Consider the following 18610-nt stretch of genomic DNA (forward strand, 5'->3'; position numbering starts at 1 on the left):
ACCTCACAGCGCTCATTTCATATCCAGAAAAGGTGCACGACCCAACAAGCGAAGCGCGCCGGCGTGATGCCCTGGTCGGCCCGAAGGCCGCCACGGCGAGCTGTAGATTGCAGGCGCCCCGTTAACCACGCTGGCCGAACGCAGGCATTGCGTAGCGGGTAAACCGGCAAGGATGCCGGTTTAGCCGCGCTGGGCCAGGGATGGCCCATCGCGGCGACCCGCGGAGCAATGCCGGAGTGAGGGCACACCGAGCCTGGGCGAGGTGCCAAGTGGTGGGGCAAGAGCGTTTTGGTTACTTTCGCGCTTTTCAAAAGTGACCCGCCGTAAGGGCGGAACCCTAAGCAGCCCTGACCAAAAAAACGGATCTGCCCCCGTCCCAAAGAAGCCAAGAAACCAACCAACCCAAAATTAAATTGCACACAATTCAATTGCGAACTATTTTAAACAGGCCACCCCTAGACCCCCAGAGCCAAACGATGACCGACCCCCTGCTGACCATCCCCTGCACCACCATCACCGGTGAACAGAAAACCCTGGCCGACTACGCCGGCAAAGCCGTACTGGTCGTCAACACCGCCAGCAAATGCGGCTTCACCCCACAATACAAAGGACTCGAAGCGCTCTGGCAGACCTACAAGGATCAGGGCCTGGTAGTCCTGGGTTTCCCCTGCAACCAATTCGGCAAACAGGAACCCGGTAACGAAGGCGCGATCTCCGAATTCTGCGAACTGAATTTCGGCGTCAGCTTCCCGCTGTTCAAAAAAATCGAAGTCAACGGCGCCGGCGCCCACCCACTGTTTGTCCAGCTGAAAAAACGCGCCCCCGGGTTATTGGGTTCCCAAGGCATCAAGTGGAACTTCACCAAATTCCTGATCGGCAAAGACGGTCAACTGGTCAAGCGCTTCGCACCGGCGACCAAACCGCAGGACCTGGGCCGCGAGATTGAAGCCCTGCTCAAATGAATCCGCCGTTCGACTCCCTGCAGCTCGACAGCCAGCTGTGCTTCAAGCTGTACGCCGCGTCCCGTGCGGTGATCCGGGCCTACAAACCAATGCTGGACCAGCTCGGGCTGACTTACCCGCAGTACCTGGCGATGCTGGTGCTGTGGGAATGGCAGGAAAAGGCCCCACAGCAGCCAACAGTCAAGGCCCTGGGTGAACGCCTGGCGCTTGATTCCGGGACTCTGACGCCGTTACTCAAACGACTCGAACAGCTGCAATTGGTCCAGCGCCAGCGTTCATTACGGGATGAACGCGAAGTGCACCTGAGCCTTACGGTTGCGGGCCAGGCGTTGCGTGATCGGGTCGCGCCGCTCAAGGCCCGGCTACTGTGCGACAGCGGCGTGGATCTGGATCGGCTGCATGATTTGCGTGAAGGGCTCGATCATTTGCTGGGGCAGATCAAGGCGTTGTCGTAGCCGGCATCCATGAATCCAGCAGGGCCGCCAGCTCTTCGCGGCGGAAGGGTTTGGCCAGGTAATCGCTCATGCCCGCGGCACGGCAGCGCTCGCGTTCCTCGGACATGGCATTGGCGGTCAAGGCCACAATAGGCAATTGTGGCCAGCGTCCGCTGCGACGGATTTGCCGACTGGCTTCATAGCCATCCATCACCGGCATGTTGCAGTCCATCAGCACCAGGTCGAACTCATCGTGCTCAAGCAGATCCAGGGCCTCGGCACCATGCGCGGCGACGATGACCTCGCAACCGAGCTTGCCCAGCATGCCCTTGGCTACCAGCTGATTGACCGGATTGTCCTCCACCAGCAGCACCCGCCCGCGGCGCTGGGGTGACAGCGTTTGCAGTCGCGCATCGTTGATCGTATTGATCTCAGGTTGCAGTACCCGTCGCAATGTCTGGAACAGTGCGTTTCGCGCCAGCGGCCGCGCCTGCTGTTGCAAAGGGGCGAGGGCGCTGGCCTGTTCGCTGGGCATGAAGCTGCCGTAGGCAGTCACCAGCAGGATCGGCGCAGTGCAGGCGGGGCGCAGGACAAACAGGCATTCGGGGCAATCGGTGATGACCACGTCGGGGTCCAGGCCGATCATCGAATCATCGATCGAGCGCTGTTGATACTCGAGCCCCCACACCGGCAACACGGTCTTGAGCAGCTCTGCCAGGCCGCTGCTGGCTGCCGTGATGGCAATGACCTTCCCCTGCAAGGGTGCAGGCGCCAGGGCGCGGGTGTGGCAGGGCAGCGGCAGGTCGGCGCAGAACTGGCTGCCAAACCCGGCCTCCGAACTGATGGACAGTCGTCCCTTCATGGCTTCGCACAGGTTGTAGGTCAAGGCCAGGCCCAGGCCGGTGCCGCCAAATTGTCGGGTAATGCCGGCACCCGCCTGGGTAAACGGCTGGAAAATCTTCACTTGGGCGTCCTGGGGGATACCGATGCCAGTGTCGCAGACTTCGATTCTGACGCCGTCCTTGAAGGTGCCGAGGCGCACATCGACGCGGCCGAAACGAGTGAACTTGAGCGCGTTGGACAGCAGGTTGCTGACGATTTGCCGAACCCGAGTCGGATCACCCAACACCAGTGCCGGAAACTGCGGATCGATCAGGCAGGTCAGTTCGACACTGGGCGCGGCGTTCTGGGACAGCAGGTTGGCAGTGTCCTCGACCAGCGCACCGAGGTCGAATGGAATGTGTTCGAGTTCGAGCTGGCCAGCGTCGAATTTCGACAGGTCGAGAATGTCGTTGAGCAGTTCCACCAAGACCTTGCCGGAGTCATGGGCGATGGACAGTTGTTGCTGCTGCTCAGCATTGAGCGGACCGTCCAGGGACAACGCGATCATCCCCAGCAGGCCATTGAGCGGCGTGCGGATTTCGTGGCTCATGTTGGCCAGAAACACCGAGCGCGCTTCCGCCATATCCAGGGCGGTGCTGCGGGCAATTTCCAGTTCCTGGTTGGACTGGCTGAGCCGACTGTTGATCGCCTTGAGCTCCGCAGTCCGGGCGGAGACGATGTTCTCCAGTTGCGCGAGGTAGTCAGTCAGGCGGTTTTCGGCATTGCGCCTTTGCTGGATTTCCGTGGCGATGTTCTCGAATTGCTGGTTGGCGACCTTGACCAGCACGCCGATTTCATCGTTCTGATGCCCCGCCGGGTACTCCAGCCAGGTCGGTTCGACGCTGCGTGGATCGCGGCCACTCAGTTCGCGGATAACGCGCACCAGCGGTTTGGTCAGCATCACATAGAACAGTGCGAGCAGGATGCCAGTCAGCAACAGGCTGCGGGCAAAACCATTGAGCAGCGTCACTTCGGCCCGGCGCAGAAAGCGGCTGCCGAATGCGTAGGTGTCGACGTCCAGGCGCAGGGTGCCGAGGGACTCGGCGGGCAAGTGATCCAGGTACAGGCGGTCTTCAAACTGACGTTCGGCGCCAAACATGAAGTCGCTGATCATCCGGTAATTGCTTTGCTGCCCGGGTCGCTTGACGTTGGCCAGTACCGTGCCGTTATTGTCGATCAATCGCGCGCCGATGATGGCGGGCGAACGCAACAGGCCCAAGGTCAGCTCCTGGGCGAGTTCTGCATCGATGTTATAGGCGATGCGCGAGGCCGGGTTATGGCTGATTTCCAGCAAAGACTGGATTTCCCGGTTGATGGAGGCATCTTCACTGGCATAATCGATGCCAATCTGCAGCAGGCTGAGCAGCGTGCCGAGAATGAAACCCACGACCACGGTCAGCCGGGCTTGTTTGTAAGACAGCCGGTTGGTGAATTTGATATCCATAGGGTGTTGAACCACTTCCGTTTCCCTTCGCTGCTCAAGCATAGTCGATGATGCATGGATACCGCTGTTGTCGCGAGCCCTCAAACATGGGTTGGGACAGGCACCTGGTCGTTGTGGATTATCGCTGTTGCGCAATCATTAATGTGAATGTGCCCAAGGAGAAGACGTGGATTCCCGATTGAATGCTTTCCTGGAGCGCGCCGATGCCGTTCTGGCCCGTATCGAACCGCTGCTGCCCGCACCCCGGCAGGCCATCGACTGGACCACTTGCCTGGCTGCGCGCTGGCAGCGCGAGGTGCGCAGCGGATTTCTACTGCCTCTGGAAGTCAGCCTCGACATGCGCTTGAGCGACCTGATCGGCGTCGATCGGCAGTTGGAGCAGTTGGGTCGCAACACTCAACAATTCCTCGATGGCATGCCCGCCAACCATGCGCTGCTGTGGGGCTCCCGGGGGACCGGCAAGTCCTCGCTGGTCCGGGCGCTGCTGGCCGAACATGCCCAGGCAGGCTTGCGCCTGATCGAGATCGAGCGCGATCACCTGGCGGACCTGCCCCGCGTGGTTGAACAGATCGCCAAGCTGCCCCAGCGGTTCGTGCTGTTTTGCGACGACCTGTCGTTCGAATCCGGCGAGGGCGATTACCGGGTGCTCAAGAGCGTACTCGACGGCTCCCTCGAGCAGGCCCCGGACAACGTATTGCTGTACGCCACTTCCAACCGCCGGCACCTGGTGCCGGAAAAGGAAAGTGACAACGAAAACTGGAAACGCGTCGACGGTGAACTGCACCCCAGCGAAGCGGTGGAAGACAAGATCGCACTCTCGGACCGCTTCGGCTTGTGGTTGTCGTTCTATCCGTTCACTCAGGAGCACTTCCTGAACGTGGTCGAACACTGGATCGGGCAACTGGCTGACAAGGCAGGCCTCAAATGGCAGCGTGACGAAGCGCTGGATATCCTCGCCGTGCGCTGGGCCACCGGACGCGGCAACCGCAACGGCCGTTGCGCCTATCAATTTGCCCGTTATTGGGTCGGATTAAAGCTGTTGGAGCACAAGGCATGATCGATTTACAACAGAGCGGCCAGGGCCTCGAAGGCTACGGCATGTTGCAGGCGCAATTGGAGTCGCTGCTGGCGGACGAGCGCGATTTCATTGCCAACGCAGCGCAATTTTCCGCGTTCCTGTTCAATCAGCTCGATGATTTGAACTGGGCCGGCTTCTATCTCAACCGTAACCATGAGTTGGTGCTGGGGCCGTTCCAAGGGCAGATCGCCTGCGTGCGCATTCCTTTCGGACGGGGTGTATGCGGGGCTGCGGCGGCGACTTTACAGACTCAGCGGGTCGAGGATGTTCATGCGTTTGCCGGGCATATCGCCTGCGACAGCGCCTCCAACAGCGAGTTGGTGGTGCCTCTGGTCAAGGACGGTCAGCTGATTGGCGTGCTCGATCTCGACAGTCCGAAACTGGCCAGATTTACCGCGCTGGACCAGGCGGGCATCGAGCAGTTGGCCGCGATTTTCCTGCGCCTGACCGATTGCTGATCACCCCTGCAAGCCTGCCTTGACCAGCAGGCTTGCAGTGTCTACCACATCAATCTGCTGTGGATCGAGGAATTGCTCTGCGTATTGCCGGTAGATTCCGGCATCGATGAACAATTCGAACAACTCGGGATCGATGTGCGCGTCCCGGCACATCGTCGCCATGATGCCCAGTGCTTCGCTCAAGGACTTGGCCTTCTTGTAGGGACGATCGGCGGCGGTCAGCGCTTCAAAGATATCGGCAATCGCCATCATCCGCGCCGGCAGGCTCATTTCTTCTCGCTTCAACTGCTTGGGGTAGCCGGTGCCGTCCATTTTTTCGTGATGCCCGCCGGCGATTTCCGCGACGTTGTCAAGGTGGCCGGGAAAGGGCAGGTGGCTGAGCATCAGTATCGTCTGCACCATATGGTGATTGATAATGTAGCGCTCCTCACGAGTCAGCGTGCCGCGGGCAATGCTCAGGTTGTACAACTCACCCCGGTTGAACTTGTAGCGGGGCACGTCGAGCTTGAAGCCCCAGGGATTTTCCGCAGGAATAAGCTCACTCTCTGCCCGCTCGAACAGATGCTCGGGTTTGTCCGCCAGCAGGGGTTCATTGACCGGCAGGATCGGCGCCGGGGTGCGCGCCTGACGGCGGTTCTCTTCCCAGGAAACTCCCAGGCGATCGTCCAGGGTGCGGTTCCAGGTGCGTTGCGCGAGGCTGCGCAGGCGCTGCAGATCATCTTCAGCCATGGCTTCGCTGCCCAGGTTGCAGCGGGCGATGAAGGCGAAGTCTTCATCCAGCGCCGCCAGGCTGGTCTCTCGCAAGTCAGCCAGTGGCTGCTCGTCTGCGCCCTGAGCCACGCCTTGCCAGTAATCGATCCAGGCGTCGCGCTTGAGCACTTCGAAACGGGTGCGGATTTCGTGGATACGGTCATTCAGGGTTTCAAGCTTGGTGGCTTTATCGACCACGTATTCCGGGGTCGTGACCTTGCCGCAGTCGTGCAGCCAGGCAGCGATGTGCAAGGCTTCCCACTCGTCTTCGGTCGGCTGGTAGCCTTTGAACGCCGGCGCCTGGCTGGCGGCAGCGGCTTGGGCGAGCATCAGGGTCAGCGCCGGCACCCGCTGGCAGTGGCCGCCGGTATAGGGACTTTTCGCGTCGATTGCACCGGCCAGCAGTTGAATGAACGAGTCCAGCAACTGTTTCTGTCTGGTTTGCAGGCGCTGGCTTTCGATGCTCACCGCCGCCGCTCCGGAAACCGCCTGCAGAAAGGCGATGCGATCCGGGCGCAGTTTTTCCAGGTCGCTCGGGTGGCCGCTGTCGGCCAGCAGCAGTACCAGCAGGCCCACCGTCTCGTTATGCCGGTTGCGCAGGCGAATGCCGATCAGGTGAACCCGCGGGCACTCCAACGCCAGCAGCACCTTGCGCCAATCCCCGGCCTCTTCGAACCCCAGACTGGTCACCATGGTGTCGACTTCCACCAGTTGCCCAAGCCAGGCAGGACTCTGCGCAGACTTCGGCTCGTGCGCCTGAACGTCGAATGTGGGCAAATCCTGGGACGCGCCGTCGATCACCAGGCCGAGGGGAGCGAAGCGGTCACCGTCATTTTCCCGCAAGTAGATCAGGCCGGCCTGGGCCTGGCCGATCTTTACCGTTTCAAACAGCACGCGCTCCAGCAGCGGGCCAAAGCGGGTCTCGGCGCTGAGGCTGTCGGTGATCTGGAAGAAACTGGCCAAGGTGTCTTTCATGCGCTCCATCGACACGCCCAACTGGTCCACTTCGAGTACCGGTGAACGCCTGACGGAGGGAAAATTAAAGTCGAAACTGCGAATAGCGTCAGCTTCCTGAACCAGCGCGCGCAGGGGGCGGACCAGTATTCGGGAGGTCAGCCATCCCAGCGGCAGGCACAACAGCAACGTCGCCAAGGTCACCAGCGCACCTTGCCAGCGCAGGCGATACGCATCGACGAGCAGTTCATCCTCGGGCACCAGCAAAGCCAGGTGCAATCCCTTTGGACCACCTTCCTGGATGCTGCTTTGGGCCACAATCCAGCGTCGACCACCGGCCTCCAGCCGATTGCCCGGCGCCTGGTTGTTCAGCAGGGCGCCGAGGCCCGGGCTCAAATCGGCCGCCTTGATCAAGCGGGCGCTCTGGTCGTCAACAATCAGCCTGCTGCTGTCGGGATAGGCAATGGCATTGCCCTGGGCGTCGAACAGCACGATTTCGGTTGCCGGGGTCACGACGTGTTTCGCCAGGGTGGCTGACAGTTCGGCCAATGTCAGATCGGCGCCCATGACTGCCTGTTCGCCACTGCGTCGGGCCAGCGTGGTGCCTACGTTGTGGGTGGAGAAGAACACGTAAGGCTCTGTGGTGATCTGTTCCTGCTCGCTGCGAGCGCTGGAAAACCAGGCGCGAGTCCGCGGATCGTAGTCGTCGTCGGGGTGGTCCAGACGGCCAAGGAGCCTCAGGTTGCGGTCAAAAAACAGTGATTGGGACCTGACCTGGCCGCTGCGGTCGCGCTCGATGCTCCAGACCTGGAATGCGGCGGCGTCCGGCGCCTGGGTGCGCGCTTTCATGTCCGAGGTGCGCAAGGGCCGCACCATGAAGAAATCACCGTTGCCATAACCCAGATACAGCGATGCCAGGTCTGGATTGTCCGTAAGCGCCTGGCTCAAAGGCTTGAGCAAAGCCAGTCGCTGCTCGAGGTCTGTGGCCTGGGTGGCCGGGTAGTCCGCCAGCAGGCTCAACAGATGACGAATGGGTTGGTAGGTGGCGTGCAGGTCAAGCCGCACGTCCTGCTCGATCCGTTCGAAGAGCTTTTCACTGCTCGACAATATGATCTGGGTGGTCTGTCGATAGTTGAAGATCCCCAGCACTACGCCGGTCAGCAGCAACAGCAAGGTGAACATGACGCTGATATGGATATGCAACGGCAAACGCCGCGGATCCGGGCGCAGTGGGCTGGGCATTGCAGTGTTCTCCATGGGATTTAACTCACTGCTTAGCGCCCAAGCATAGTTAAGGCTCCCCCTTTGTGCTGCGCTCGTGCTCGCTTATTTGCTGCAAAAGAGCCAGTTCCAGTTGCACCATGTCGCGTGCCATCGCCTGGGTGCAGTCGGATACGGCCTCCGCGTCCAACGGACCCTGGCAGGCTGCCTCCAGTGATTCGCAGCTGTCGATGAGGCACGAGGCCTGGATGATCCGCGCTGCGCCCTTGATTTTGTGGGCAATATCCAAAAATGCCTGTGGCTCAGCGGTGCTGGGCACCGCCAGTAACTCCTGGCGGTCCAGACGATTGCTTTTGAGCAGTTCGTTGAGTAATCGCAGATCCAGCGCCGGGTTGCCTCCCGTCAGTTGCTGCAGCCCCTCAAGGTTGAATGCCGGGGACTGCGCCTCGGGATTGAGGTTTTCAATCCAGTGGCTCAATGCGGTCAGGGTGAGCGGCTTGAACAGGCAGTCATCCATGCCGGCTTCTTTGCAGCGGGCGATCTCTTCCGGCTGGGCATTGGCAGTGAAACCCAAAATGACCGTGGGTGCACGTTGCAGGCGTTGCTCCTCGTCGCGAATGGCGCGAACCAGTTCATACCCGCTCATGACCGGCATGTTGCAGTCGGCGATCACCAGGTCGAACGCCTCGGTCTGCCAGAGGCTGAGCGCCACTGCGCCATCCTCCGCAACCCAGGACATATGACCCAGAAATTCCAGTTGCTGGCACATGAGCAGCCGGTTGGCAGGGTGGTCATCGACCACCAGGACTTTCAGGACTGTCCTGGGCGGCTGGGGTGCCTGTTCAATGGTCAATGCCGCCTGTTGCTGCGCCAGAGCTGGCAGGTGCAGTGAGACCTGCACTTGAGTTCCAAGACCTGGGCGACTGCTCAGTTGCAGGCTGCCGCCCATCAACTTGCACAGGCTGCGACTGATCATCAGCCCCAGGCCTGCTCCGCCACGGCCCGCTTTGGCACCGTTGTCTGCCTGGGCGAAAGGGGCGAACAGCCGACTCTGATCGTCTTCGCTGATACCGATGCCGCTGTCCTCAACGCTCAGATGCATCTGCACTTCGTCCGGCCCGGTGGGGCTCAGGTCGACGACGATACGGACATGGCCCTGGGGGGTGAACTTGATGGCGTTACTGATCAGGTTGGACAGCACCTGCTTGAACCGCATAGGGTCCAGCAGCACATCAATAGCGGGGTTGTCGCAGTGAAACTCCAGCAGTAGCTCGAGTTTTTTCTGCCGCGCGAGGCCCTCGAAGATATTGACCACCGACGCGACGACAGCGTGGAGGTTGACCCGTTCCGGGTTCAATTCCAGGCGGCCGGATTCGATCCGCGCAATGTCGAGAATGTCACCAATGAGCTCCAGCAGGTCCCGCGCCGAGTTGTAGGCGACGTCGATTGCGGGCCGCTCCGGGTGATTCTGTTCGATGCGCTTGAGCGTCAACTCCAGCATGCCAATGACGGCGTTCATCGGGGTGCGGATTTCATGGCTCATGGTCGCCAGAAAATTACTTTTGGCTCGGTTGGCTTCATCGGCGCGCTCCTTGGCATGCCGCAGTTCTTCGAACAATTGGCGCCGTTCACTGATGTCGATCCAGCCGCCGATGATGCCCTGGACCATGCCGCGCGAATCACGATAGGGCAGTACCCAGTGATAAATGGTCAGCCGGCGTCCACCGATGTGCAAAGCCCGGTCAAGCACCAGCGGGGTGCCTTCGGCAACCACGCGCTCATAGTCGGCCTGATATTCCCGGGCCTCGAACGCGTTGCTCATGTTGCCCGACATCACGCTTTTGCCGATGACGTCTTCGCGTTTGGCGTTGAATGCTTCGAGATAGCTGTCGTTACAGCTTTGCAGCACCCCCTGGCGGTCGCGGACATACATGGGATGCGGCGTGCCATTGACCAGCGATCGCATGAATTCGTATTGATCACTCAGCGCACGCGCCGCGGCCTGGCGCAGTTTGATCTGCCAGCGCATGTAAGCGTTCCAGGCGGCTAAAATCAGCAGCAGTACGCCGGTAATGATGACGATCTGGAAAAAAATGCGTTGGTAGTCTTGCCAGGAGTCCTGCGCCGATGCCGAGTAGCCGCGCCAGCGACTGTTGATCACCCCCAGTTCGTCCGGTGCGATGCTCAGCAGCGCTTTGTCGAGAATCGAGTTCAGCTCCCTGGAGTCCCGCGCAGTCGCCAGAGAAAACGCGGCCTGCTGAGTGCCGATAGTGGTGCTGATCTGCAGATCGTGCTCGAAAATCCGCGCGGACATGAAGTAGTTGGCGATGACCAGTGAGTTGACCGCAGCGTCGGCGCGACCGTCGGACAGCATTTCCACGGCGCTGAAGGTGTCGGGTGTCTCGATCAGTTTTATTTGCGGGAATTCGCGACGCAGATAATCCACCATCGGATTGCCCTGGGCGATGGTCAGGCGCTTGCCCTGCATCTGTTCGAGATTGGTTGGGCTATCGGCCAGTTTTCGCGTCAGCAGGACAAACGAGTTCTGCAGGTAGGGCCGTGTGAAATTCAGGTTAGCTTCACGTTGGGTGCTGGGGAGCAGGGCGGTGATCATGTCAGCCTGCCTGTCAGCGACGCGCTTGATCATCTCGCCATCATTGCGGCTGCGCTGAATATCGAAGCGCAAGCCGGTGCGCAGCCTGATCAATTCCAGAAGATCGGCCGTGACGCCGCGAAAGTTGCCGTCGCGGTCGAAGAACGTCAGCGGTGCATAGGCTTCGTTCACCACTACACGCACCACCGGATGGGCTGCCATCCAGCGCTTTTCGCGATCGGTGAACTGCAGGCTTTGATCGCTGAGCAGAATGTCACTGCCGGCGCTCCAGCGCTTGCCGATGTTGTCTTTTTCACTGGGTGGGAGTGCGGCCAGCATCGAGTTGATGATGCCCAGCAATTGCTGATTGTCTTTATGCACCGCGAAACTGAAGCCATGCGCTTCATGCTTGCCGAAGCTCGCCATGCGGATGTTGTTCAGGTAGCCCTTGTTTATCATGTAGTGAGTTGAAATCGTGTCGCCGAGAAAAACATCGGCCTGATCGAAGGCCACTGCATTGATCGCATTCTGGTAGGAGGGGTAGGGCGTGATGACCGCGTTGGGGTATAGCCTCTTGACTTCCCTCAGCGGCAGATAGTGATAGACCATACTCATTCGTAAACCCCTCAGCCCATCGGACAGGGATCGGGTTTCTTCCTCGCGCGTGACCAGCACCGGTTGATCAACGGCATAGGGTGCGGACAGCAGGATGTCCGGATGTTCGGCTTCGAAGCCGTTGGACGTGCCCAGCAAATCGACTTCGCCATTCTCCAGCGCCTCGATGGCATCGTCCCGGGTGGAGAACCGCCTGACCTTGATCGGTAAACCGGTGGTCGCGCCGAGCAGACCTGCATAGTCGGCGGTCAACCCTTCATAATCCTGGCTGCTGTCGATGGTCATGTCGAAGGGCGGATAATCGGGGGCTGAGGTGCCCAGAACCAGCTCGGACCTGTTCAGCAACCAGAGTCGTTGCGGTCGATCCAGTTGCACCTCATGTTGTGCGGCCGTGGCCCGACTGAGCAAGGAGTAGCTTTGACTTTCGATCGGCGCGGCCTGTACCGAACTGCTCGGGAAAAGAGCTACGGTCATCAGCATCAGGTATTCCTTGGCGCGACTGGGCATGCTGTTTCTCACACGAGTGCGTTGCGTTTTGCCAGTTCAATGAGTTCGACCAGCGATCTGGCCTTCAGCTTTTGCATGAGTCTTTTTTTATAAGTGCTGACGGTCTTGTTGCTCAGGAGCATGGCCTTGGCAATTTCCTTGTTACTGCGGCCCTGGGAAAAAAGTTGTAGCACCATCAGTTCTCGATCATTGACTGATTTGAACAGTTCGATCTCGGCGTGGCGAATGTGGTCGCCACGAATGGGATTGAGCGCCGCACTTGGAAAGTAGTTGTATCCTGATAATACAGCGTTGATTGCGCTCACCAGTTCACTCAAGCCTTCCTGCTTGCACACATATCCGGAGGCGCCCGACTGCATGCATCGTATGCCAAACAGTGTCGGGCATTGCGCCGTCAATACCAAAGTCTTGATGCGGGTATTCATGGCATTGAGTCGGGTGAGAATTTCCAGCCCGTCAAGTTTGGGAATGCTGATGTCGAGAATCACCAGGTCAGGCATGCATTCGCGAATCATCTGCATCGCGTCTACGCCGTTATCCGTTTCACCGACGACTTTGAATTTTTCATGCTCCAGTAACATTCTTACGGCAAGGCGGATAACTGGGTGGTCGTCGACGATAAAAACGGAGTTCATAATCAAATCCCATGCGAATGTAGATAAAGCGCGCACCTTAGCTCAGAAGGTTCCGCTATCGCATGAACAGGTCTACCTCTATCCTTAATATCAGATGATTCCTACAGCAGAGCAGGAAAAGTACTACGTTCCAACTAGTGATTTTCTTGGATAGTTAAAAGTTGCAAGGTTTCTAGCGGGCGACGATAAGTTTTAAAAAAAGCTCCAGAGCGATTTTTACTGAGTTTAAGTCTGCGAGATTTTGGCGTTAATTACTTGGCTGAAGTCAACAGTGTTATAAGTTCCAGATGTTTCAGAGGCTTTATCAGAAAACCTGATAGCGGTAATCCCAGTCTGATCGCCGACTGTGCAAGTTCGTCCAGTTCCACTGATGTCAGGCTACTGAGCAGTATCGCGCGCTTGATCATTCCCATGTGCGTTGCCGCTTCGATCAGTTGCAAGCCGCGCAAGTCGGGCAAACATTGATCACACAACAGGACGTCGTAGGGTATAGGCGTCGAGCGCATCCTTTGCAGGGCGACCTCGGCACTGCCGGCCGTGGTGATGTGTTCGAAACCGTAACTTTGGAGCAGGATTTGAGTTGCTCGAAGTTGGAAGCCGTGATCTTCAACCAACAGGATGCGCAAGTCTGCTTCTTTCATCGGGATACTCACACTGAGCCGTCGAGCTGACGGAGGGTGATTATTTCGCAACAGATGGGAGCAATCGATCAGCCGGCGCGACATGCGCTGTAGGACGATTCGTCAGGCCTTGAGTGTTTCAGGGCTACTGAGGGCTGATCGGCCACACGCAGGGCGTAATGGGCGATCAGCAGGTGTCGGTCAGTGACTGGAACGACCGGTCATTTCAAGGGCCATTTCGCTGGCGTAGCTGTCGGTCATGCCGGCGATGAAGTCGATCATGCGCAAGAATGACGTATGCAACGGGCCGCGAGGGTCGGGTGCATTGTTGCCAAGCAAATCCAGGATGCGCCGGCTCTTGAAGGACGGCGTTCGACCGTCGTGCTGTTCCAGCGCCGCACCGCAGAAGGCATTCAGCAGGATCTCCAGGGTCGTGTAGGCCCCGATCTCATGCAGGGTCTTGCGTTTGTCCTGGAAGATCTTTTTACGCGCCATGTCCTTGGCATTCAGCACGCAGCGTTTTGCCGGACCGTGCATGTGCTCCACCAGATCGCCGGGCAGCATGCCGGCCAGAAGTGCGTCCTGTTGCTCGACAAACGCCCGCGCGGCGGCGTTGGTCAGGTGTTCGATGGCTTTGCCGCGCAGGATCGCCAATTTGCGCCGCCGCGAATCCGCCGGGCCTAGCTGGCGGTAGGTTTCAGGCAGATCGTCACCCACCAGGTCCAGCAACAGCGCCTCGACTTCCGCGTACTCGAGCAGCTCCATTTCCAGGCCGTCTTCCAGATCGATCAGCGCGTAGCAGATGTCATCGGCAGCCTCCATCAGGTAGACCAGCGGATGGCGCGCCCAGCGCTGATCTTCAAGCTGCGGCAGGCCGAGTTTGTGGGCGATCTGTTCCAGTAACGGCAGCTCGCTCTGGTAGCACCCGAACTTGTGCTTCTTGTAGCCCAGGGAGTCGGCATGTTTTGCCGTCCATGGGTACTTGAGGTAAGTCCCCAGAGTGGCGTAGGTCAAACGGGTGCCGCCATCGAACTGGTGGTATTCAAGTTGCGTCAGCACCCGGAAGCCTTGGGCGTTGCCTTCGAAATTGAGAAAATCATTGCGCTCGACCTCGCTCATCGCATCCAGCCAGCCGCGCCCGGCGGCCTGCTGAAACCAATGGCGGATGGCGTCTTCGCCGGAATGGCCGAACGGCGGATTGCCAATATCGTGCGCCAGGCAAGCCGATTGCACCACCATGCCCAGGTCGCTGGGTTCACACCAGTCGGGCAGGGCGTTGCGGATGGTCTCGCCAACGCGCATGCCCAGGGACCGCCCGACGCAACTGACTTCCAGCGAGTGCGTCAGGCGAGTGTGGATGTGGTCGTTGCTGGTGACCGGGTGAACCTGGGTCTTGCGCCCCAGGCGACGGAACGCTCCGGAGAAGATGATGCGGTCGTGGTCCTTGTGAAAGGGGCTGCGTCCGAGCTCTTCCGGACTGTGCAGGGGCTTTCCGAGGCGTTCGCGAGTGAGCAGGGTTTGCCAATCCAAGGCTGATTCTCTCCGTCAGGTGACTGATGGCCTAAGCTTCCGGGTTCAGGTCGGGACGTGCAAGCGGAACTAAAGCCCGGCGGCGTCGATGTCGATGAGTAACAGTCTTTCTCCATGGGCGAAAAACTGTCCGGCGGTCAGGCAATACTGGTTGGTGGTGGCATCTCGGTAAGTATTGGAGAGCGTCAGGCGGCGCTCGTCCCAGCCTTCGGCCAGCAGGTGATAGAAGTATGGGCGCCATGACCAGTTGTGGCCCAGATAGCGATTGTCGGCTTTCCAGCCATTCTGGCTCCATTCCAGGTTCGGCGTCAGTTGTGTGCCGTGTCGATCACATTGGTAAAACCGCAGCAACCAGGGGAAGGCATCGAGCCGGGGCAGAGCGCTGAGCGGTGCGCTAGCCTGGGCCCAGTCCTGCAGAATGCCCATCAGCTCGCTCAGCTGCTGGCGCATGACCATTAGGCGGCCACGCTCAAGCAGTTTTTGCTGGACGTAGCGGTGGCGCAACTGGGCGAAATGGTCGACGAACGCATCGGTGTGGAAGAAGTCTTCCTCGGCCCGGGCGAACAGAAAGCCCTGGACGTAGCGCGAACCGCACTCCAGGGCAAAATTGAGCTGGGCATCGGTTTCCACCCCTTCGGCGATGATCCAGCAACCGGTCTTTTCGGCCATTTGCGCCAGGGCCTTGACCACATCGCAACTCGGCCCGCCCAACGCTGCAGCCTGAAACAGGCGCATGTCGAGTTTGAGAATATCCGGTTGCAGGGCCAGTACCCGATCGAGCTGGGAATACCCGGCACCAAAATCATCAATGGCAATCCTGGCGCCTGCCCGGCGATATCGCGCGACCACATCGGCCAGGCGCTGGATGTCGCCACCGAGCTCGGTGATTTCGTAGACGATGCGTTGCGGGTCGACGTCATGCCTGGTCATCTGCTTGAGGCTTGGCAGGTCCTGCTCTGGACGCAGGCGATTGACCCATCGTGGTGACATGTTCAGGCTCAGGAACCAGTCTGCGGGGGCTGCATGCAGGCGGCTCAAGGCGTGGTCGCGGATCTGCCGGTCAAGGCGACGCAAGGCGGCTGCAGGGATTCTGGGATCGGCAAACAATGGGCCGACCGACGTCAACTGGCCGTCCGCCTGACGCAGTCTTCCCAAGGCCTCGACGCCTGCGATGCGACCGGTGGCGGTATCAATGAACGGTTGGAAACAGGCGAGCGGTTGCCCGTCGATCACGAGGCCTCCTTGCTAAATTCTTGTTCTGGGATTATCCGGGTACCTGTCAGGCACGCAGCAGTAGGCACGCGGGGTTGAACCTCTTGTCCAAGAGATCCAACCCCGCATGATGTTGCAAGAATACAGCCAGCTTGCTTAGTGTTTGCGCGATGAGCCCTGCATGACCAGTTTGATCAACGGGCCCAGGGTCGTAGTCAGGCGAATCAGCCGGGTAACGCCACCGGCGCCGCCGCTCTTGGCGCCTTTGCCCGTCAGGAAGCCCAGCAGTGTCACTGCGGCGACGCCCCAGAGCGGCGCATGCTTGATGCCAAACCCGCCTTGAATGCTTTGTGTCATCCCGCGCACTCGGTGCAAAGGCTGCAGCAATTGCGCGGATTCGTGGCGAATTTCCTGGCGATGCATTTCCATGCGCAGGCGGATCAGCGCCTTGCGCATTTCAGTGCGTGAGGTGTTGTGTGGCAGTTCGGGCAGACTCATGGCAACAGGCGCTCCCGGTCATTGGCCAGTTCTTCCAGCGTACCGTGGAATGGCGAGGATTCATCGAAAATCGCTGCCTTCAGGCGCACCGCGCAGAAGATTGCTGCCAGCGTGTAGAACACACAGAGGCCGATGATGGCTGCCAGGCGGTAGGTATCCCAGAACAGGATCATGACCAGGGTCGACAGGCCCACCAGTAACAGCAGGGCAAACACCAGCGCCAGGCCCGCAAACAACAACAGGCTTACGGTGCGGGCTTTCTGTTCCTGCAACTCGATGCCGAAGAGCTCGACATGGCTGTGCAGCAACCCGAGAAAAGCGGCACCCAAGCGCCGCGGTGAGGAGCTTGGGCCCGTCGCGGACGAGCTGGATTCGCCGATCGCCATATCAGCGCCGGGTGGCCAGAAGGCCAATCAGGAAACCCACGCCGGCGGCAATCCCGACCGATTGCCACGGGTTGGCCTGGACGTAATCTTCGGTCGCAGTGACCGCAGCCTGACCGCGCTCGCGCAGGGAGTCTTCGGTCAGTTTGAGGGTTTCCCTGGCGCGCAGGAGGCTGTCGTGAATCTGGTCGCGCAATTCATCAGCCTGATCACCAGCGATGGTTTTGGTGTGTTCCAGCAACCGTTCAGTGTCGCTGACCAATGTTTGAAAATCATTCATCAGTATTTCTTGAGCAGTCTTTGCCTTGATGCTGGCCATTGGTGATCTCCGTAAGTGGCGTCTGTTGCGTTCGAGTATGAGCGGTAAGCGAAGGTTCAGTCCAAATGACTGGTACAGCTTTTGCTTTGCCATGGTGCGCCAGCCCGCGCCGTTGCGCTGTTGCTGGGCACGGTTTGAGCAAAACCATAACTCAAATAATTGAAACCCGCGCATAGGTCATGACCTTGCGCACCAAAACGGCTCCCCAGGCTTCACTTGAGAACCCTGCCGAGGCGCAACTTGGTGCATAAATCTTCTGCGCGAACTGCTTTGGTGCTTTTTTAGCCTTAAGGTCTGCCGATCCCATGGAAAATCTGCAAAGCGCTGTGAACACTCTGGTTCACAGCTCCAATACGTTGTTCATTCTGATCGGCGCCGTCATGGTGTTGGCCATGCATGCCGGTTTCGCCTTTCTCGAGGTCGGCACGGTTCGCCAGAAAAATCAGGTCAACGCGCTGTCGAAAATCCTCAGTGACTTCGCCATTTCGACCCTTGCCTATTTCTTTATAGGCTACTGGATCTCGTATGGGGTCACCTTCATGCAACCGGCGGCGATATTGAACGCCGATCATGGTTATGGACTGGTGAAGTTTTTTTTCCTGCTGACCTTCGCTGCTGCAATCCCGGCCATCATCTCCGGGGGCATCGCCGAGCGCGCAAGGTTTGTACCACAGCTGTGCGCGACAGCTTTGATCGTGGCGTTCATCTACCCGTTTTTCGAAGGCATGATGTGGAATGGCAACTACGGCCTGCAAGCCTGGCTGCTGGCGCGTTTTGGCGCCAGCTTCCATGACTTTGCCGGGTCGGTGGTAGTCCATGCCATGGGCGGCTGGCTGGCGCTGGCGGCCGTGTTGCTGTTGGGACCACGGCAGGGCCGATATCGCGACGGCCGTCTGGTTGCGTTCGCGCCGTCGAGCATTCCGTTCCTGGCGTTGGGGTCGTGGATTCTGATCGTTGGTTGGTTCGGGTTCAACGTCATGAGCGCGCAGACCCTGGGTGACGTCAGCGGACTGGTGGCAGTGAACTCGCTGATGGCCATGGTGGGCGGTACTGTGGCGGCACTGATCGTCGGGCGCAACGACCCCGGCTTTCTGCATAACGGGCCGTTGGCCGGTCTGGTTGCGATCTGCGCCGGTTCCGATTTGATGCACCCGGTGGGCGCTCTCGTTACCGGTGCGATTGCCGGGGCGCTGTTTGTCTGGTGTTTTACTGCCGCGCAAGTCAAATGGCGCATCGACGATGTGCTGGGAGTGTGGCCGCTGCATGGCCTGTGCGGGGTTTGGGGTGGGATCGCCTGCGGGATATTCGGCCAAGTCGCACTGGGCGGCCTGGGCGGCGTCAGCCTGATCAGCCAGTTGATCGGTACGGCGCTGGGCATAATCGTGGCACTGCTCGGCGGCCTGGCGATCTATGGCGGCATTAAGGCGCTGCATGGCCTGCGCTTGAGCCAGGAAGATGAGTATCACGGTGCGGACCTGGCGATCCACAAGATCGGCGCGGTCAGCCAGGATTGAT

The 18610-nt window shown here is 59.5% G+C and carries 15 protein-coding genes; 5 read left to right on the forward strand and 10 right to left on the reverse strand.

Annotation, left to right across the window (positions count from 1 at the left end):
* The first annotated feature begins 476 nt into the window (after positions 1 to 476).
* Positions 477 to 962, forward strand: a complete 486-nt coding sequence (locus UB23_RS04275) for a glutathione peroxidase (RefSeq protein WP_045058084.1) — start codon at positions 477 to 479, stop codon at positions 960 to 962.
* On the forward strand, positions 959 to 1417 hold the full coding sequence (locus UB23_RS04280; RefSeq protein WP_045058085.1) for a MarR family winged helix-turn-helix transcriptional regulator: 459 nt from the start codon (positions 959 to 961) through the stop codon (positions 1415 to 1417). Before UB23_RS04275 ends, UB23_RS04280 begins: the two co-directional genes overlap by 4 nt.
* On the opposite strand, the gene UB23_RS04285 is transcribed toward UB23_RS04280, so the two are convergent.
* Positions 1401 to 3722 (reverse strand): hybrid sensor histidine kinase/response regulator, encoded by a 2322-nt coding sequence (locus UB23_RS04285; RefSeq protein WP_045058086.1) that lies wholly within the window; start codon positions 3720 to 3722, stop codon positions 1401 to 1403. The two genes, UB23_RS04280 and UB23_RS04285, sit on opposite strands and share 17 nt — an antisense overlap.
* A 166-nt stretch (positions 3723 to 3888) precedes the next feature.
* Here UB23_RS04285 and UB23_RS04290 point away from each other — a divergent pair, with 166 nt between their 5' ends.
* Together UB23_RS04290 and UB23_RS04295 are read left to right on the forward strand one after the other, a co-directional pair.
* Positions 3889 to 4779: an ATP-binding protein gene (locus UB23_RS04290; protein WP_045058087.1), complete on the forward strand. Its 891-nt coding sequence runs from the start codon at positions 3889 to 3891 to the stop codon at positions 4777 to 4779.
* Positions 4776 to 5258, forward strand: a complete 483-nt coding sequence (locus UB23_RS04295) for a GAF domain-containing protein (RefSeq protein WP_045058088.1) — start codon at positions 4776 to 4778, stop codon at positions 5256 to 5258. The genes UB23_RS04290 and UB23_RS04295 overlap by 4 nt, the downstream gene beginning before the upstream one ends.
* On the opposite strand, the gene UB23_RS04300 is transcribed toward UB23_RS04295, so the two are convergent.
* From UB23_RS04300 to UB23_RS04340, 9 genes are all read right to left on the reverse strand, one after another.
* Positions 5259 to 8204, reverse strand: coding sequence for an HD domain-containing phosphohydrolase (locus UB23_RS04300; RefSeq protein ID WP_045058089.1), 2946 nt, complete (start codon positions 8202 to 8204; stop codon positions 5259 to 5261).
* 49 nt (positions 8205 to 8253) lie between these two features.
* Positions 8254 to 11898 carry a transporter substrate-binding domain-containing protein gene (locus UB23_RS04305; protein ID WP_045058090.1) on the reverse strand — a complete coding sequence of 1215 codons (3645 nt, stop codon included), beginning with the start codon at positions 11896 to 11898 and terminating at the stop codon, positions 8254 to 8256.
* Between the two features lie 8 nt (positions 11899 to 11906).
* On the reverse strand, positions 11907 to 12533 hold the full coding sequence (locus tag UB23_RS04310) for a response regulator transcription factor (RefSeq protein WP_045058091.1): 627 nt from the start codon (positions 12531 to 12533) through the stop codon (positions 11907 to 11909).
* A 251-nt stretch (positions 12534 to 12784) separates the two neighbouring features.
* Positions 12785 to 13174 carry a response regulator gene (locus UB23_RS04315; protein WP_045058092.1) on the reverse strand — a complete coding sequence of 130 codons (390 nt, stop codon included), beginning with the start codon at positions 13172 to 13174 and terminating at the stop codon, positions 12785 to 12787.
* A gap of 180 nt (positions 13175 to 13354) precedes the next feature.
* Positions 13355 to 14683: a deoxyguanosinetriphosphate triphosphohydrolase gene (locus UB23_RS04320; RefSeq protein ID WP_045058093.1), complete on the reverse strand. Its 1329-nt coding sequence runs from the start codon at positions 14681 to 14683 to the stop codon at positions 13355 to 13357.
* 69 nt (positions 14684 to 14752) lie between these two features.
* Positions 14753 to 15916, reverse strand: a complete 1164-nt coding sequence (locus tag UB23_RS04325; protein WP_045058094.1) for an EAL domain-containing protein — start codon at positions 15914 to 15916, stop codon at positions 14753 to 14755.
* A 135-nt stretch (positions 15917 to 16051) separates the two neighbouring features.
* The gene (locus tag UB23_RS04330) at positions 16052 to 16393 is read right to left on the reverse strand and encodes a hypothetical protein (RefSeq protein ID WP_045058095.1); all 342 of its coding nucleotides are present in this window, start codon (positions 16391 to 16393) and stop codon (positions 16052 to 16054) included.
* Complete coding sequence (locus tag UB23_RS04335) at positions 16390 to 16779, reverse strand: phage holin family protein (protein ID WP_045058096.1); 390 nt, start codon at positions 16777 to 16779, stop codon at positions 16390 to 16392. Before UB23_RS04335 ends, UB23_RS04330 begins: the two co-directional genes overlap by 4 nt.
* A gap of 1 nt (position 16780) precedes the next feature.
* Positions 16781 to 17095 carry a DUF883 family protein gene (locus UB23_RS04340; protein WP_045058097.1) on the reverse strand — a complete coding sequence of 105 codons (315 nt, stop codon included), beginning with the start codon at positions 17093 to 17095 and terminating at the stop codon, positions 16781 to 16783.
* A gap of 305 nt (positions 17096 to 17400) precedes the next feature.
* Between UB23_RS04340 and UB23_RS04345 the strand changes: the two genes are divergently transcribed.
* The gene (locus UB23_RS04345; RefSeq protein ID WP_045058098.1) at positions 17401 to 18609 is read left to right on the forward strand and encodes an ammonium transporter; all 1209 of its coding nucleotides are present in this window, start codon (positions 17401 to 17403) and stop codon (positions 18607 to 18609) included.
* Position 18610 lies beyond the last annotated feature (1 nt).

The organism is Pseudomonas sp. ES3-33 (assembly GCF_000952175.1).
Lineage (GTDB): Bacteria > Pseudomonadota > Gammaproteobacteria > Pseudomonadales > Pseudomonadaceae > Aquipseudomonas > Aquipseudomonas gregormendelii.

What these genes read in the sequence shown, in the direction of transcription:
- UB23_RS04285 (WP_045058086.1), bottom strand. Translation starts at nt 3,722, where the DNA reads ATGGATATCAAATTCACCAACCGGCTGTCTTACAAACAAGCCCGGCTG.
- UB23_RS04310 (WP_045058091.1), bottom strand. Translation starts at nt 12,533, where the DNA reads ATGAACTCCGTTTTTATCGTCGACGACCACCCAGTTATCCGCCTTGCC.
- UB23_RS04305 (WP_045058090.1), bottom strand. Translation starts at nt 11,898, where the DNA reads ATGCCCAGTCGCGCCAAGGAATACCTGATGCTGATGACCGTAGCTCTT.
- UB23_RS04345 (WP_045058098.1), top strand. Translation starts at nt 17,401, where the DNA reads ATGGAAAATCTGCAAAGCGCTGTGAACACTCTGGTTCACAGCTCCAAT.
- UB23_RS04300 (WP_045058089.1), bottom strand. Translation starts at nt 8,204, where the DNA reads ATGCCCAGCCCACTGCGCCCGGATCCGCGGCGTTTGCCGTTGCATATC.
- UB23_RS04330 (WP_045058095.1), bottom strand. Translation starts at nt 16,393, where the DNA reads ATGAGTCTGCCCGAACTGCCACACAACACCTCACGCACTGAAATGCGC.
- UB23_RS04340 (WP_045058097.1), bottom strand. Translation starts at nt 17,095, where the DNA reads ATGGCCAGCATCAAGGCAAAGACTGCTCAAGAAATACTGATGAATGAT.
- UB23_RS04315 (WP_045058092.1), bottom strand. Translation starts at nt 13,174, where the DNA reads ATGAAAGAAGCAGACTTGCGCATCCTGTTGGTTGAAGATCACGGCTTC.
- UB23_RS04280 (WP_045058085.1), top strand. Translation starts at nt 959, where the DNA reads ATGAATCCGCCGTTCGACTCCCTGCAGCTCGACAGCCAGCTGTGCTTC.
- UB23_RS04275 (WP_045058084.1), top strand. Translation starts at nt 477, where the DNA reads ATGACCGACCCCCTGCTGACCATCCCCTGCACCACCATCACCGGTGAA.
- UB23_RS04295 (WP_045058088.1), top strand. Translation starts at nt 4,776, where the DNA reads ATGATCGATTTACAACAGAGCGGCCAGGGCCTCGAAGGCTACGGCATG.
- UB23_RS04335 (WP_045058096.1), bottom strand. Translation starts at nt 16,779, where the DNA reads ATGGCGATCGGCGAATCCAGCTCGTCCGCGACGGGCCCAAGCTCCTCA.